Annotated in this window: 12 protein-coding genes; 7 read left to right on the forward strand and 5 right to left on the reverse strand. The window is 74.5% G+C overall.

The genetic code is table 11. The annotated features are described in order from the left end of the window. Positions 1 to 51 precede the first annotated feature (51 nt). Positions 52 to 549, forward strand: coding sequence for a 50S ribosomal protein L17 (gene rplQ, locus AC5K6T_RS01010; RefSeq protein ID WP_493204823.1), 498 nt, complete (start codon positions 52 to 54; stop codon positions 547 to 549). Positions 550 to 686: 137 nt separating this feature from the next. Continuing rightward, a complete protein-coding gene (gene truA / locus AC5K6T_RS01015) occupies positions 687 to 1,532 on the forward strand; it encodes a tRNA pseudouridine(38-40) synthase TruA (RefSeq protein ID WP_493204824.1) in 846 nt (281 codons plus the stop codon). A 135-nt stretch (positions 1,533 to 1,667) separates the two neighbouring features. Here the strand turns inward: truA and AC5K6T_RS01020 are convergent, their stop codons facing one another. Next, positions 1,668 to 2,546 carry a hypothetical protein gene (locus AC5K6T_RS01020; RefSeq protein ID WP_493204825.1) on the reverse strand — a complete coding sequence of 293 codons (879 nt, stop codon included), beginning with the start codon at positions 2,544 to 2,546 and terminating at the stop codon, positions 1,668 to 1,670. Positions 2,547 to 3,167: 621 nt separating this feature from the next. On the opposite strand from AC5K6T_RS01020, the gene rplM reads away from it, so the two are divergent. The 3 genes from rplM (at position 3,168) to glmM (ending at position 5,770) form a co-directional block, all read left to right on the forward strand. Next, positions 3,168 to 3,611 (forward strand): 50S ribosomal protein L13, encoded by a 444-nt coding sequence (gene rplM / locus AC5K6T_RS01025; RefSeq protein ID WP_228621211.1) that lies wholly within the window; start codon positions 3,168 to 3,170, stop codon positions 3,609 to 3,611. Positions 3,612 to 3,653: 42 nt separating this feature from the next. Continuing rightward, positions 3,654 to 4,166 (forward strand): 30S ribosomal protein S9, encoded by a 513-nt coding sequence (gene rpsI / locus AC5K6T_RS01030; protein WP_493204826.1) that lies wholly within the window; start codon positions 3,654 to 3,656, stop codon positions 4,164 to 4,166. A gap of 245 nt (positions 4,167 to 4,411) precedes the next feature. Next, positions 4,412 to 5,770, forward strand: a complete 1,359-nt coding sequence (gene glmM, locus AC5K6T_RS01035) for a phosphoglucosamine mutase (protein WP_493204827.1) — start codon at positions 4,412 to 4,414, stop codon at positions 5,768 to 5,770. 467 nt (positions 5,771 to 6,237) lie between these two features. Here the strand turns inward: glmM and AC5K6T_RS01040 are convergent, their stop codons facing one another. Further along, a complete protein-coding gene (locus AC5K6T_RS01040) occupies positions 6,238 to 7,176 on the reverse strand; it encodes a DUF389 domain-containing protein (RefSeq protein ID WP_493204828.1) in 939 nt (312 codons plus the stop codon). A gap of 33 nt (positions 7,177 to 7,209) precedes the next feature. Further along, the gene (coaA, locus tag AC5K6T_RS01045) at positions 7,210 to 8,178 is read right to left on the reverse strand and encodes a type I pantothenate kinase (protein ID WP_493207269.1); all 969 of its coding nucleotides are present in this window, start codon (positions 8,176 to 8,178) and stop codon (positions 7,210 to 7,212) included. Positions 8,179 to 8,403: 225 nt separating this feature from the next. Here coaA and glmS point away from each other — a divergent pair, with 225 nt between their 5' ends. Beyond that, complete coding sequence (gene glmS, locus AC5K6T_RS01050; RefSeq protein ID WP_493204829.1) at positions 8,404 to 10,251, forward strand: glutamine--fructose-6-phosphate transaminase (isomerizing); 1,848 nt, start codon at positions 8,404 to 8,406, stop codon at positions 10,249 to 10,251. Between the two features lie 424 nt (positions 10,252 to 10,675). Here glmS and AC5K6T_RS01055 read toward each other — a convergent pair whose 3' ends face one another. Both AC5K6T_RS01055 and AC5K6T_RS01060 read right to left on the reverse strand, forming a co-directional pair. Beyond that, positions 10,676 to 12,106, reverse strand: coding sequence for an NAD(P)H-hydrate dehydratase (locus AC5K6T_RS01055; protein ID WP_493204830.1), 1,431 nt, complete (start codon positions 12,104 to 12,106; stop codon positions 10,676 to 10,678). A gap of 16 nt (positions 12,107 to 12,122) precedes the next feature. Then, complete coding sequence (locus AC5K6T_RS01060) at positions 12,123 to 12,494, reverse strand: holo-ACP synthase (RefSeq protein WP_493204831.1); 372 nt, start codon at positions 12,492 to 12,494, stop codon at positions 12,123 to 12,125. Between the two features lie 307 nt (positions 12,495 to 12,801). On the opposite strand from AC5K6T_RS01060, the gene alr reads away from it, so the two are divergent. Next, a complete protein-coding gene (alr, locus tag AC5K6T_RS01065) occupies positions 12,802 to 13,980 on the forward strand; it encodes an alanine racemase (protein ID WP_493204832.1) in 1,179 nt (392 codons plus the stop codon). The last annotated feature ends 383 nt before the right edge of the window (positions 13,981 to 14,363 follow it).

The raw sequence follows: 14,363 nt of genomic DNA on the forward strand, positions 1-14,363 counted from the left end.
TACTGACCCCGGTACCTGACACGGCCGGGGCAGACACACAGGAGAAGAACCATGCCGAAGCCCACCAAGGGTGCCCGTCTGGGCGGCAGCGCCGCGCACGAGAAGCTGCTCCTCGCGAACCTCGCGAAGGCGCTGTTCGAGCACGGCCGCATCACCACCACCGAGGCGAAGGCCCGCCGCCTGCGCCCGTACGCCGAGCGTCTGGTCACCAAGGCGAAGAAGGGCGACCTTCACAACCGCCGCCAGGTGCTCCAGGTCATCACGGACAAGAGCATCGTCCACACGCTCTTCACCGAGATCGGCCCGCGGTACGAGAACCGTCCCGGTGGCTACACCCGCATCACCAAGATCGGTAACCGCCGGGGCGACAACGCGCCCATGGCCGTGATCGAGCTGGTCGAGGCGCTGACCGTGCAGCAGAACGCCGTGGGTGAGGCCGAGGCCGCCACCAAGCGCGCGGTCAAGGAGGCCGAGGAGGCCAAGGCCGAGACCCAGGCCGAGGAGACCGAGGCCGCCGAGGCTCCCGCCGAGGAGTCCAAGGACGCGTGAGCGTTCGCCGGGGACCGCCGGCCGATGCCACGGCGCAGCCGTGGCGGCCGTGAGGTTCCCGCGCCCCTCAGGGGCGTTGGCGGGCCCGCCCCCTACCCGGGGCGGGCCCGCTTTGCCGTACCGGAGAGGATCCCTGTGTGAGTGACGAAGTACAGCCCGGGCTCGTCCGGGTCCGGCTCGACCTGTCCTACGACGGCGGCGGCTTCCACGGCTGGGCCAAGCAGGCCGGCGGTGAGCGGACCGTGCAGGCCGAGGTCGAGGACGCGCTGCGGACCGTGACCCGGTCGGGCGCGACCACGTACGACCTGACCGTGGCCGGCCGCACGGACGCCGGTGTGCACGCGCGCGGCCAGGTCGCGCACGTCGACCTCCCCGCGCAGCTGTGGGCGGAGCACCGCGAGAAGCTGCTGAAGCGGCTGGCCGGGCGGCTGCCGAAGGACGTCCGGGTGTGGGCGCTCAGCGAGGCCCCGGCGGGCTTCGACGCGCGTTTCGCGGCGCTGTGGCGGCGCTACGTCTACCGTGTCTGCGACCGGCCCGGCGGGGTGGACCCGTTGCTGCGCAACCATGTGCTCTGGCACGACCGGCCGTTGGACACGGGCGTGATGGACGCCGCCGCCCGGTCCCTCGTCGGGGAGCACGACTTCGCCGCGTACGCGAAGAAGCGGGTGGGCGCCTCCACCGTCCGCGAGATCCTGGGCTTCGAGGTGCGGCGCACCGCCGGCGGCGTCGTGGAGATCGAGGTCCGCGCCGACGCGTTCTGCCACAACCAGGTGCGCTCCATGGTGGGGGCGCTGCTGTTCGTCGGCGACGGCCACCGGGACGTGACGTGGCCGCGCAAGGTCCTCGACGCACGGGTCCGTGACAGTGCCGTGCACGTCGTACGCCCGCACGGGCTGACCCTGGAAGAGGTCGCCTACCCGTCCGACGGCCTGCTCGCCGACCGCCAGCGCCAGGCCCGCCGGGTGCGCGGCCAGGTGCACTGAAGGCCCGCCGCACCGCGGAAGCGGGGCCGCCCCGGCGGCGCGTGCCCGGGGCCCGCTCGGGGCTGTGCGGGCGGGCTGTGCGGGCGGGCGGCGCGGGGCGGGGCGGATGCGCCCCGCGGCCGCGGCGGGCGGGCCTCAGCCCTGGGCCGCCGCGGAGGCCTGGGCCTCGCCGCGGCGGCGTATCTGGCGGAAGGCGAACTCCGCGAGGTCGTCGCCCTGGGTGAAGACCGCGGTGTCCTTGGTGGTGACGTCCTTGCCGTCGGTGAAGCCGGTGACGGTGAAGTAGGCGTAGCGGCCGTAGCTGTTGGTGGTGGAGCGGCAGACGGCACCGGCGCAGAAGGGCTTGACGCCGTTCCCGGGCAGGGCGCGCACCAGGCTCCCGGAGTCGGCCTCGCCCTTGGCCGCGGTGGCCTCGGCCTCGGTGTCGAAGACGGCCACGCCGACGGTGACCGCGATGCCGTCCTTGACGTAGGTCACCCGCAGCAGCCGGGTGCAGCCGCCGTCCGTGAGGACCTTGGGCAAAGTGCCCTGGGCACCCTCGGCGCAGTCCTTGGTGTCCGCGGTCGGGCCCTTGCGGTAGACGGTCTCGCCCATGGTCAGCTGGGTGCCGGGGAAGAGGATGTCCGGGCTGAGGGGGGCCGTGTCCTTCTGCGCGGACGCGATGAAGTCCTTCGGGTCCAGGGGCGGCGGGGCCGTGGTCGGATCGAAGGACGGGGCCGGGCCGGAGGAGGTGGGCAGGCCCGCCGTGGCCGGCAGCGAGGAGGCCGGGCGGCCCTCGTTCGTGCCGCCGCCGTTCGCCGAGACCACCGCCATGGCCACGGCCGCGCCCACGGCCACCGTGGCGAACGCGCCGCCGCCGATGACCAGCAGCCTGCGCCGCTTCTTGCGCGCCTCGGAGGCCTCCGCCAGCGCCGCCCAGTCCGGGGTGCGGTCGGCGCCGCTGTGCCAGGACTGCTGCGCGTTCGATTTCCAGGGATCCCACTGGGACGGAGGTCCCCCCTGCCCATAGCTCATGGGGGTGCATCTTAGAGGTGCCCGGACGCAGTGGTGGGCCGCGTTCCGCTCCGCCCGGGCGCGGGCCCGGCCGGCGCGCGCCGGGGCCCCGCTGCCCGCGCCGGGGCGCCCGGGCCGGCCGGGTCACCGGGGGTGTACGGCGCCGCCCGCACGTCGCTGACCTGCGGTGATTCTGCTGCTAGGGGTCCGGCGCGGGCGGTCTCGCCGGTCCCGCCGGAGCTGCCCGCCGGGCGTCCGGGCGCCTGGCCCGCACCCTGCGCATGCGGCCCCTCACGGCGGGTGCGGCCGGGCGCCGCCGGGCGCGGGCGGTGCGGTCGGGTGCCGTCCGGTGTCCGAGCGGGCTGCCGTACCGTGTCTGAGCAGGGCGTACGGGCCGCCGGGCACGGGCCGCGCCGGGTCGGCCGGACTCGTTTTGACCCGGCCGTGGCGCCGCAGGTATCCTGCGTGTTCGTTGTGTATTGGCTTGCTCATTCTCACGGGACGGGCCCTTACACCGGTCCACCGGGCCGATGACCAGCGACCAGCACGCGGTTTGCGTCACCGCAGTGCGGTCTGGGCTGTCGTGATCGTCTTCGGTGGCCTTGTCAGGACCATCCACTGAAGAAGCGAAGGCTACGAACCGTGCGTACGTACAGCCCCAAGCCCGGCGATGTGACGCGCCAGTGGCACGTCATCGACGCCCAGGACGTTGTCCTCGGCCGTCTCGCCACCACCGCAGCCACCCTTCTGCGGGGCAAGCACAAGCCGATCTACGCCCCCCACGTCGACGCTGGTGACTTCGTCATCATCATCAACGCGGACAAGGTGCACCTGTCCGGCAACAAGCGGACCCAGAAGATGGCGTACCGCCACTCCGGTTACCCGGGTGGTCTGCGTTCCGTCCGTTACGACGAGCTGCTGGCGAAGAACCCCGAGAAGGCCGTCGAGAAGGCCGTCAAGGGCATGCTTCCCAAGAACACCCTGGGCCGTCAGATGCTCACGAAGCTGAAGGTCTACTCGGGCGACCAGCACCCGCACGCTGCGCAGCAGCCGGTGCCGTTCGAGATCACCCAGGTCGCGCAGTAAGTCCGGCCACCCCCTAAGACTGAACAGAATCTGAGGAGAATCGTGGCCGAGACCACTGCCGAGCAGCCGCTCGAAGAGCTTGACATCGACAGCTACACCACCGAGACCGAGGTCCCGGTGGAGGGCGAGTACACCTCCGAGTCCCTCGCCTCCCGCTTCGGCGAGCCCCAGCCGGCCGCCGGCCTGGGCCGTCGCAAGAACGCCATCGCCCGCGTCCGGATCGTCCCGGGCACCGGCAAGTGGAAGATCAACGGTCGCACCCTCGAGGACTACTTCCCGAACAAGGTGCACCAGCAGGAAGTCAACGAGCCGTTCAAGGTCCTGGAGCTCGAGGGCCGTTACGACGTCGTCGCCCGCATCGCCGGCGGCGGTGTCTCCGGCCAGGCCGGCGCCCTGCGTCTCGGTGTCGCCCGTGCGCTGAACGAGGCCGACGTCGACAACAACCGCGGCGCGCTGAAGAAGGCCGGCTTCCTCCGCCGCGACGACCGTGCGGTCGAGCGCAAGAAGGCCGGTCTGAAGAAGGCCCGCAAGGCTCCGCAGTACAGCAAGCGCTAAGCTTCGCTGCCTGCTCGTACGCCGATGGGGCCCCGCGCCCCGACCCGCGTACTCCGAACGCCCCGGCGGCACGCCACAGTGCCGCCGGGGCGTTCGTTTATCCCAGTGATGGGCGTATAACGACACAAGACGTTCTACGGCTTGTGTGATGTGATGCTCTGGCTCGAGAGCCCGGGAACGGAAGCGGCGTGCGCGAGCCGCACCGGCACACCCTTCCCGAACTGACGCTTTTCTCAGGAGGACAAGTGGGACGACTCTTCGGCACGGACGGCGTGCGCGGTGTCGCCAACGCGGATCTGACGGCCGAGATGGCTCTCGGTCTCTCCGTCGCGGCGGCGCATGTGCTGGCCGAGGCGGGCACCTTCGAGGGCCACCGGCCGACCGCGGTGGTCGGACGGGACCCGCGCGCGTCCGGGGAGTTCCTGGAAGCCGCGGTCGTCGCCGGGCTGGCCAGCGCCGGGGTGGACGTGCTGCGGGTCGGCGTGCTGCCGACGCCCGCCGTCGCCTATCTGACCGGCGCCCTCGGCGCCGACCTCGGCGTCATGCTGTCCGCCAGCCACAACGCCATGCCCGACAACGGCATCAAGTTCTTCGCCCGCGGCGGCCACAAGCTCGCCGACGAGCTGGAGGACCGGATCGAGTCCGTGTACGAGGAGCACCGCACGGGCGCCCCCTGGGACCGGCCCACCGGAGCCGGCGTCGGCCGCGTGCGCACCTATGACGAGGGATTCGACAAGTACGTCGCCCACCTCGTGGGTGTGCTGCCCAACCGGCTCGACGGGCTGCGGATCGTCCTGGACGAGGCGCACGGCGCGGCCGCCCGGGTCTCGCCCGAGGCGTTCTCGCGCGCCGGGGCCGAGGTCGTCACCATCGGGGCCGAGCCCGACGGGCTCAACATCAACGACGGCTGCGGCTCCACCCACCTCGACAAGCTGAAGGCCGCCGTCGTCGAGCACGGCGCGGCCCTCGGCATCGCGCACGACGGCGACGCCGACCGCTGCCTCGCCGTCGACCACACCGGTGCGGAGGTCGACGGCGACCAGATCCTCGCCGTCCTCGCCCTCGCCATGCGCGAGCGCGAGGCGCTGCGCTCCGACACCGTGGTGGCGACCGTCATGTCCAACCTCGGCTTCAAGCTCGCCATGGAGCGCGAGGGAATCCAGCTGGTGCAGACCGCCGTCGGCGACCGCTACGTGCTGGAGGAGATGAAGCGGCACGGCTACGCCCTCGGCGGCGAGCAGTCCGGGCACGTGATCATCCTCGACCACGCCACCACCGGCGACGGCACCCTCACCGGCCTGATGCTGGCCGCCCGGGTGGTGCAGAGCGGGCGCAGCCTGCGGGACCTCGCCGGTGTGATGCAGCGGCTGCCGCAGGTGCTCATCAACGTGCCCGACGTGGACAAGTCCCGGGTCACGACGTCCGCCGAACTGTCGGCCGCCGTCACCGAGGCCGAGCGGGAACTGGGCGGGACCGGACGCGTCCTGCTGCGCTCCTCCGGCACCGAGCCGCTGGTCCGGGTGATGGTCGAGGCCGCGGACATCGACCACGCGCGGTCCGTCGCCGGGCGGCTCGCCGACGCGGTGAAGTCCGCGCTCGGCTGATCCGGCCGCACCGGCCGCACCGGCCGCACCGGCCGCACCGGCCGTACCGGCCGACGCCGTCCCCGGCCCGGCTGCCGTCCTCGGTCCGGCCGCATCGGTCCCGGCCGGTCGGGCGTCCGTCCTCGGTCGGGCGTCCGTCGTCGGTCCGGCGTCCGTCGTCGGTCCAGCCGCGGTCCTCGGTCTCGGTCGTCCCGCCGGCCGCTTCGGCCCCGGTCCCGTCGGCCGGCCGGGACCGGCGGCGCCGGGCTCCGGAGTACCGGATCCGAGGACGCCGGACCGAGGAGCCGGACCGAGGAGCCGGACCGAGGACGCCGGTTCGAAGGGTGCCTTCGAGGCGTCAGGTGCCGTGCCGCGGCGGGCGGGTCGCCCGCCGCGGCCTCCCGTACGGCCGGCCCTCTCCGGTGCCGGTCCGCGCTCCGGCAAGCCGCGGCGTTCCCGTGCGGCCCGCGCCGCCGGGGCGCCTGCCCTCAGCCGCGCACGGAGGCCCTGCGCTGCCTGGCCCAGTGCCACTTCTGGGCCAGCAGCGTCAGCGTGCCCGCGACGATGATCGCGCCCAGGTTGCTCAGGAGCTGGACCGTGGAGCCCCAGGTCTGCGGGTAGTCGCGGTAGCTGAGGGCCATGGCGGCGTTGGCGGCCGCCGGGACCGTGGTGACCGAGATGGCCACGCCGATCAGGGCACCCGACTTGGCCGAGGTCAGGGACAGGGTGCCGGCGATGCCGGCGAGGAACGCCACCACGAACGACGTCATGTTGGGCTGCCAGATGAAGGCGGTGTTGGGGCGGGGCGCCTCGATCATGCTTTCCCGGAACAGACTGAAGGCGTCCATCAGCGACCCGAAGCCCGCGGTCAGCACCATGGCGACGGCGAACCCGGCGAGCAGCGCCCACAGCGAGCGCCACGCCGACCGCGGGGTGCGCTGCACGAGGGCCGTGCTGACGCCGGCCAGCGGCCCGAACTCGGGGCCGACGGCCATCGCGCCCACGATGAGGATGGCGTTGTCGAGCATCACACCGCAGGCCGCGATCATGGTGGCGACGCTCAGGAAGCCGACGTAGGTGATGCTGATCGTCGACTCCTCGTGCGTCACCTCCGTCAGCTGCTCCCACAGGACCGCGTCGGCCGGCTCGCCGGGAGCCTCCCGCTCGGCCCGCTCGGCGTGCGCGGACAGCGACAGTTCGACGTTCTCCACCGCGATCGAGCCCGCCGACACGATCCCCAGGCCCTCAAGGCCGCCGATGAGCCCGTCGGCGGCCTCCCGGGCCACGTCGCACAGGACGACATCCCCGGCGGGACTGCGGGCGGCACCCGGCAGGACCACCAGGTGCGCGGTGCCCGGCGCGTGCTCGATCAGCCGGATGACGGCCTCGGTCGTCTCGGCCGGTGTGATCAGGCGCAGGTGCAGCATGCGCTCTTTGTAGCAGCCGGGGGAGGCCGGCCCTCAGAGCTTGCGCAGGCTCAGACGCTGCACCTTGTGGTCGGGGCCCTTGCGGACGACCAGGGTGGCGCGGCCGCGGGTGGGGGCGATGTTCTCCTCCAGATTGGGCCGGTTGACGGTGCGCCACATCGTGCGCGCGTACTCCAGTGCCTCCTCCTGCGACACCTGCGTGTACCGGCGGAAGTACGAGGAGGGGTTCTGGAACGCCGTCTCCCGCAGCCGCTGGAAGCGGTTGAGGTACCAGCGCTCGATGTCCTCCGTGCGGGCGTCGACGTACACGCTGAAGTCGAAGTAGTCGGCCAGACCCACCCGGGTGCGGCCGTCCGTGCCGGGCAGGGCCGGCTGGAGGACGTTGAGGCCCTCGACGATCAGGATGTCCGGGCGGCGGACCGTGAGCTTCTCGCCGGGCACGATGTCGTAGATCAGGTGCGAGTAGACCGGGGCCGTGACCTCGTCCTTGCCGGCCTTGATGTCGGCGACGAACCGGGTCAGGGCCCGCCGGTCGTACGACTCGGGGAAGCCCTTCCGGGACATCAGGCCGCGCGCCCGGAGCTCCCGGGTCGGCAGCAGGAACCCGTCGGTGGTGACCAGTTCCACCCGCGGATGCTCCGGCCAGCGCGACAGCAGCGCCCGCAGCAGCCGGGCCACGGTCGACTTGCCGACCGCGACCGACCCGGCGACCCCTATCACGAACGGGGTGCCGGACTGCGAGCCCTGCTCGCCGAGGAACGTGTTCAGCGCGCCGCGCAGCCCGTCCGTCGCACCGACGTACAGGTTGAGCAGCCGGGACAGCGGCAGGTACACGTCCCGCACCTCGTCGAGGTCGATGACGTCGCCGAGACCGCGCAGCTTCTCGACCTCCTCGGCGGTGAGCGGCAGCGGCGTCTTGTCGCGCAGCGCGCTCCACTCGGCTCGGGTGAGGTCGACGTAGGGAGTCGCCTCCGGCCTGGGCCGGTGGGCGCTCCGGGGCATCGAGGAGACCGGAGAGATCACAGTTCATTGTTAACGGAGTTCGCCCCCGGCGGCGGGTGGGCTCCGTCACCCCGGGGGCGGCCGTGCTCCGGTGCCGCCGTGTCCCGGCCGGCCGTGTGCGCTCCGTGCGACGCCCGCGACGGGCGACGGAAACGGGCCGAGAATTTCCGGAATCGGGCACGCGGAGCCGTGTTCGGTCACCGGCCCGACCGTAGGCTGCCGCACATGTGTGGAATCGTGGGATACGTAGGGCCCCAGTCGGCCCTCGACGTCGTCATGGCCGGCCTCAAGCGGCTGGAGTACCGCGGGTACGACTCGGCGGGCGTCGCCGTGCTCGCGGACGGCGGACTCGCCACCGCGAAGCGGGCCGGCAAGCTCGTCAACCTCGACAAGGAACTGGCCGAGCACCCGCTGCCGGCCGGCACCACCGGCATCGGACACACCCGCTGGGCCACCCACGGCGCGCCCACCGACGCCAACGCCCACCCCCACCTGGACAACGCCGGACGGGTGGCCGTCGTCCACAACGGGATCATCGAGAACTTCGCCGCGCTGCGCGCCGAACTCGCCGGACGCGGCCATGTCCTGACGTCCGAGACGGACACCGAGGTCGTGGCCCACCTGCTGGCGGAGGAGTGCTCCGGCACGGCCGGCCTCGCCGAGGCCATGCGGCTGGTGTGCCGCCGCCTCCAGGGCGCCTTCACCCTCGTCGCGGTGCACACCGACGACCCGGACGTGGTCGTGGGCGCGCGCCGCAACTCCCCGCTCGTGGTGGGTGTGGGGGAGGGCGAGGCGTTCCTCGCCTCCGACGTCGCCGCGTTCATCGCGCACACCCGGTCGGCGATCGAGCTCGGCCAGGACCAGGTGGTCGAACTGCGCCGCGACGGCGTCACGGTGACCGGCTTCGACGGCACCCCCGCCGACGTGCACCCCTATCACGTCGACTGGGACGCCGCCGCCGCCGAGAAGGGCGGCTACGACTACTTCATGCTCAAGGAGATCGCCGAACAGCCCAAGGCGGTCGCCGACACCCTGCTCGGCCGCGTCGACGCGGCCGGATCGCTGACCCTGGACGAGGTCCGGATCGGGGCGGCCGAACTCCGCGAGACGGACAAGGTCGTCATCGTCGCCTGCGGCACGGCCCATCACGCCGGACTGATCGCCAAGTACGCCGTCGAGCACTGGACCCGTGTCCCCTGCGAGGTGGAGCTGGCCAGCGAGTTCCGCTACCGCGACCCGATCCTCGACCCCCGCACGCTGGTCGTCGCCATCTCGCAGTCCGGCGAGACCATGGACACGCTGATGGCGCTGCGGCACGCCCGCGAACAGGGCTCCAAGGTCCTCGCCATCTGCAACACGAACGGCTCCACCATCCCCCGCGAGTCGGACGCCGTGCTCTACACGCACGCCGGGCCGGAGGTGGCGGTGGCCTCCACCAAGGCGTTCCTGACCCAGCTCGTGGCCTGCTACCTCGTCGCCCTCTACCTGGGCCAGGTCCGCGGCACCCGGCGGGCCGACGAGATCCGGGCCGTCGTCCGGGACCTGTCGCGCATCCCCGGCGCGGTGGAGGAGGTCCTGCGCACCATGGAGCCGGTGCGCGAGCTGGCCCGCACCCTGGCCGACCGGAACACCGTCCTGTTCCTCGGCCGCCACGTGGGCCACCCGGTGGCCCTGGAGGGCGCCCTCAAACTCAAGGAACTCGCCTACATGCACGCCGAGGGCTTCGCGGCGGGCGAACTCAAGCACGGCCCGATCGCGCTGATCGAGGAGGGCGTCCCGGTCGTGGTGGTGGTGCCCTCGCCGCGCGGCCGGTCCGTGCTGCACGACAAGATCGTGTCCAACATCCAGGAGATCCGGGCGCGGGGTGCGCGGACCGTCGTCGTCGCGGAGGAGGGCGACGAGGCCGTCGTGCCGTACGCGGACCACCTGATCCGTGTCCCCGCGACCCCGGCCCTGCTCCAGCCGCTGGTGGCGACGGTCCCGCTCCAGGTCTTCGCCTGCGAACTGGCCACGGCCCGGGGCAACGAGGTGGACCAGCCGCGGAACCTGGCCAAGTCGGTGACGGTCGAGTAGCGGCCCGCCGCCCCGCCCCGCCCCGGCTAGCGGGCCCGGCCCGGACCGCCGCCCCGGACGGCCCTGCCGGAGGGTGGCCCGGCACGGTCGTCCCGCGAGGGCGTCCGGATGGTCGTCCCGGGCGGTCGTCCGGGGTGGCGGTCCGGCGCGGTCGTTGCGGGGGCGTCCGTGCGGTGGCCCGGCGTGGTCGTCCCGGGCGGTGGCGCGGCCCGGTCGCCTGACGCGGCCGCCCGGCGTGGCCGCCCGGCGTGGCCGCGTCCGGGGCGTGCCCGCGTACCGGGCCGTGGCCGGCCGCGCCCTCCGGTCCCCGGGTGGCGAGCGGCCCGGCCCGGCGGCCCGGCCCGGCGGCCCGGCCCGGCGGCCCGGCCCGGCGGCCCGGCCGGGCTGCCGGGCGGCGCGGTGGCCGCTTCGTGCTCCGCCGCGGTCAGCCGCGTACGTCCCGCCACGCCTCCTCGACGGCCTCCGCCACCGCGTGGGCGCCCACCGGGGCGCCGTCCGCCGCATAGCGGCCCGCCAGGCCGTGCAGGTAGGCCGCGACGCTGCCGGCGTCGCGCGGGGGGAGGCCCGCCGCCAGCAGGGACCCGGCCAGGCCCGACAGGACGTCGCCGCTGCCCGCCGTGGCCAGCCAGGGCGTGCCCGTGGGGTTCACCCGGGTCGGCCGGCCGGTCTCGGCGACCAGCGTCGTCGAACCCTTCAGCAGCACCGTCGCCCCGTACCGTTCCGCCAGCTCCCGGGCCGACTTCAGCCGGGCGCCCTCGACCTCCTCCCGGGTGACCCCGAGCAGCGCGGCCGCCTCGCCCGCGTGCGGGGTCATCAGGGTCGGGGCGGTACGGGCCCGCACCGCGTCCCGCTCGGCCAGCCGCAGGCCGTCCGCGTCGATCAGCACCGGCACGTCCGCCGCGACGACCTCCGCGACCGTCGCCGCGTCGTCTCCCGCCCCGGGGCCCACCACCCACGCCTGCACCCGGCCCGCCGCGGCCGGTCCGCGGTCCGACACCAGCGTCTCCGGGAAGCGGGCGACGACGGCGTCCCCCGCCGGTCCGACGTAGCGGACGGCCCCCGCACCGCCCCGCAGGGCACCCGACACCGCCAGCACCGCCGCGCCCGGATAGCGGGCCGAACCCGCCGCGACCCCGACCACACCCCGCCGGTACTTGTCGCTCTCGGCGAACGGCAGCGGCAGCAGACGGTCCACGTCGGCGTGCTGCAGCGCCTCCAGCTCCGGTTCCGCGGGCAGTTCGGGGCCCAGACCGATGCCGACCAGCCGGACCGTCCCGGCATGCTCCCGGGCCGGGTCCACGAGCAGCGCCGGCTTGTGGGTGCCGAAGGTGACCGTCAGGTCCGCGCGGACCGCCGCGCCGTGCACCTCGCCGGTGTCCGCGTCCACCCCGCTGGGCAGGTCGACGGCGACGACCGCGGCCCGGGAGCGGCCCGCCGCGGCGGCCAGCGGCCCGGCGTCCGCGCGCAGCCCGCCCCTGCCGCCGATGCCGACGATCCCGTCCAGCACCAGATCCGCCCGCTCGATCAGCCGCTCGGCGTCCGGCGTCCCCCGCACCGTCCCGCCCGCCCGGCGCAGTGCCGCGAGCCCGCCCTCGTGGGCCGCCGCCGACAGCAGCACCGCCGTCACGCCCGCACCCCGGCGGGCCAGGCGGGCCCCCGCGTACAGGGCGTCCCCGCCGTTGTCCCCGGTGCCGACCAGCAGCACGACCCGGCTGCCGTAGACCCGGCCGAGCAGCTCCGCCGACGCCGCGGCCAGCCCCGCGGCGGCCCGCTGCATCAGCGCTCCCTCCGGGACGCGCGCCATCAGGCTCCGTTCGGCGGCCCTGACCGTCTCCACGCTGTACGCAGTACGCATGACGACGAGTCTGCCGTCAGCCCTCCGCGATCACCACCGCCGAGGCCACGCCCGCGTCGTGGCTCAGCGACACATGCCAGGAGCTGACCCCGAGTTCGGCGGCGCGGGCCGCGACCGTGCCCGTCACCCGCAGCCGCGGCCGGCCGCCGGCCTCCACATAGACCTCCGCGTCCGTCCACAGCAGGCCGGCCGGCGCGCCCAGAGCTTTGGCCAGCGCCTCCTTCGCCGCGAAGCGGGCGGCCAGCGAGGCGGTCCCGCGGCGCTCCCCGGACGGCAGGAGCAGCTCCTCGTCCAGGAAGAGGCGCCGGGCGAGTCCGGGCGTGCGTTCCATGGCCGCGGCGAAGCGGTCGATCTCCGCCACGTCGATGCCGACCCCGATGATGCTCATGCCGAGCACCCTACGGGCGGGGGCGCGTCCGTCGGCCCGCAGCCCGCCGCTCGCGCGCTGCGGGGTCCGTCGCTCGTACGGCCCGCGGCTCCCGCGGCCCGCGGCCGGTGACCCCGTGCGCCGCCCGTGCGGCCGGTGGCCCGTACCGTCCCGGCGGCCGCCCGTGCGGTCCGCGTCCCGACTTTCGTACGTCCGGGTGAGCCGGGGCGCGCCGGAGCCCGCACCCTCCGCGGGGCGCGGTCCCGCCGCCTGGGGGTGAGCGTGAGCCCGCCGGGGGCCGCCGGAGCGCTCTGAGACACTGGGCGGGATGAGTGAGACTGCGAGCCTGCCCTCCGCCCCGCTGCGCGCCCGCGCCGAGATCGATCTGGCCGCGCTGCGGGCCAATGTGCGCACCCTGCGCGCGAAGGCGTCCGGCGCGGCCGTGATGGCCGTGGTGAAGTCCGACGCCTACGGCCACGGAGCCGTGCCCTGCGCCCGCGCGGCCCTGGCCGCGGGGGCGACCTGGCTGGGCACCGCCACGCCCGAGGAGGCGCTCGCGCTGCGCGCGGCCGGGCTCACGGACGTGCGGATCATGTGCTGGCTGTGGGTGCCCGGCGGGCCCTGGCGCGAGGCGGTCGAGGCCGACCTCGACGTGTCGGTCAGCGGCCTGTGGGCGCTGCGCGAGGTCACCGCGGCCGTCCGGCAGGCCGGCCGGCCCGCCCGCGTGCACTTGAAGGCCGACACCGGGCTCGGGCGCAACGGCTGCCAGCCCGGAGACTGGGACGCCCTGGTCGGCGAGGCGCTGGAGGCCGAACGCGCGGGTCTGATCCGTGTCACCGGGCTGTGGTCGCACCTCGCCTGTGCCGACGAGCCCGGCCATCCCTCCGTCGCCGGCCAGCTGGCCGTGTTCCGCGAGCTGCTGGCCCACGCCGAACGGCGGGGCGTCCGCCCCGAGGTGCGGCACATCGCCAACTCGCCCGCCGCGCTCACGCTCCCGCAGGCCCGCTTCGACCTGGTCCGCACGGGCGTCGCCGTCTACGGCATCTCGCCCAGCCCGGAGCTGGGCACCTCCGCCGAGCTGGGGCTGCGCCCGGTGATGACGCTCTCGGCGTCGCTGGCCCTGGTCAAGCACGTGCCCGCCGGCCACGGCGTCAGCTACGGCCACCACTACACGACGGCCGGCGACACCACCCTCGCCCTGGTCCCGGTCGGCTACGCGGACGGCATCCCCCGCCACGCCTCCGGCACCGGGCCCGTCCTGGTCGGCGGCAAGTGGCGCACGGTGGCCGGACGGATCGCCATGGACCAGTTCGTCGTCGACCTCGGCGGGGACGAACCCGTGGAGGGCGACCGGGCGGTCCTCTTCGGCCCCGGCGACCAGGGCGAGCCCACCGCGCAGGACTGGGCGAACGCCGCGGGCACCATCGCCTACGAGATCGTGACGCGGATCGGCGGCCGGGTTCCCCGCATCCACCTGAACGAGGAGCCGAACGGGCAGAACGGGTAGAACAGGTAGAACGGGCGGGGGACGCGCAGGACGGCCGGCGGGAAGCCGGGCAGGCGACCCGGGGGCAGGCCGGGCGACGCACCGGGCGGGGAGAGGGGCGGCCCTCCGCGGCGGCCGGCACCCGCGCGAGCGCGCCGGGCCGGGCGGAGGCGTCCGTGCCCGACGTCACCCGCGTGCGGTGGCGACCCGCCCGATCGCCCTCGCGTACGGTGGCAACCCGCCGCCCCGCGGCACCCGGGCGGCGGACGGCACGCACCGGGCACGACGACCAGGCACCACGGCACAGGCAGCAGGCAGCAGGCACAGAGCAACACGCGACGAGCAACACACGACGAGCAACAGGCAGCGAGCAACAGGCAGCGAGCAACACGCGACGAGCGACA

Source organism: Streptomyces sp. B8-7 (assembly GCF_058833805.1).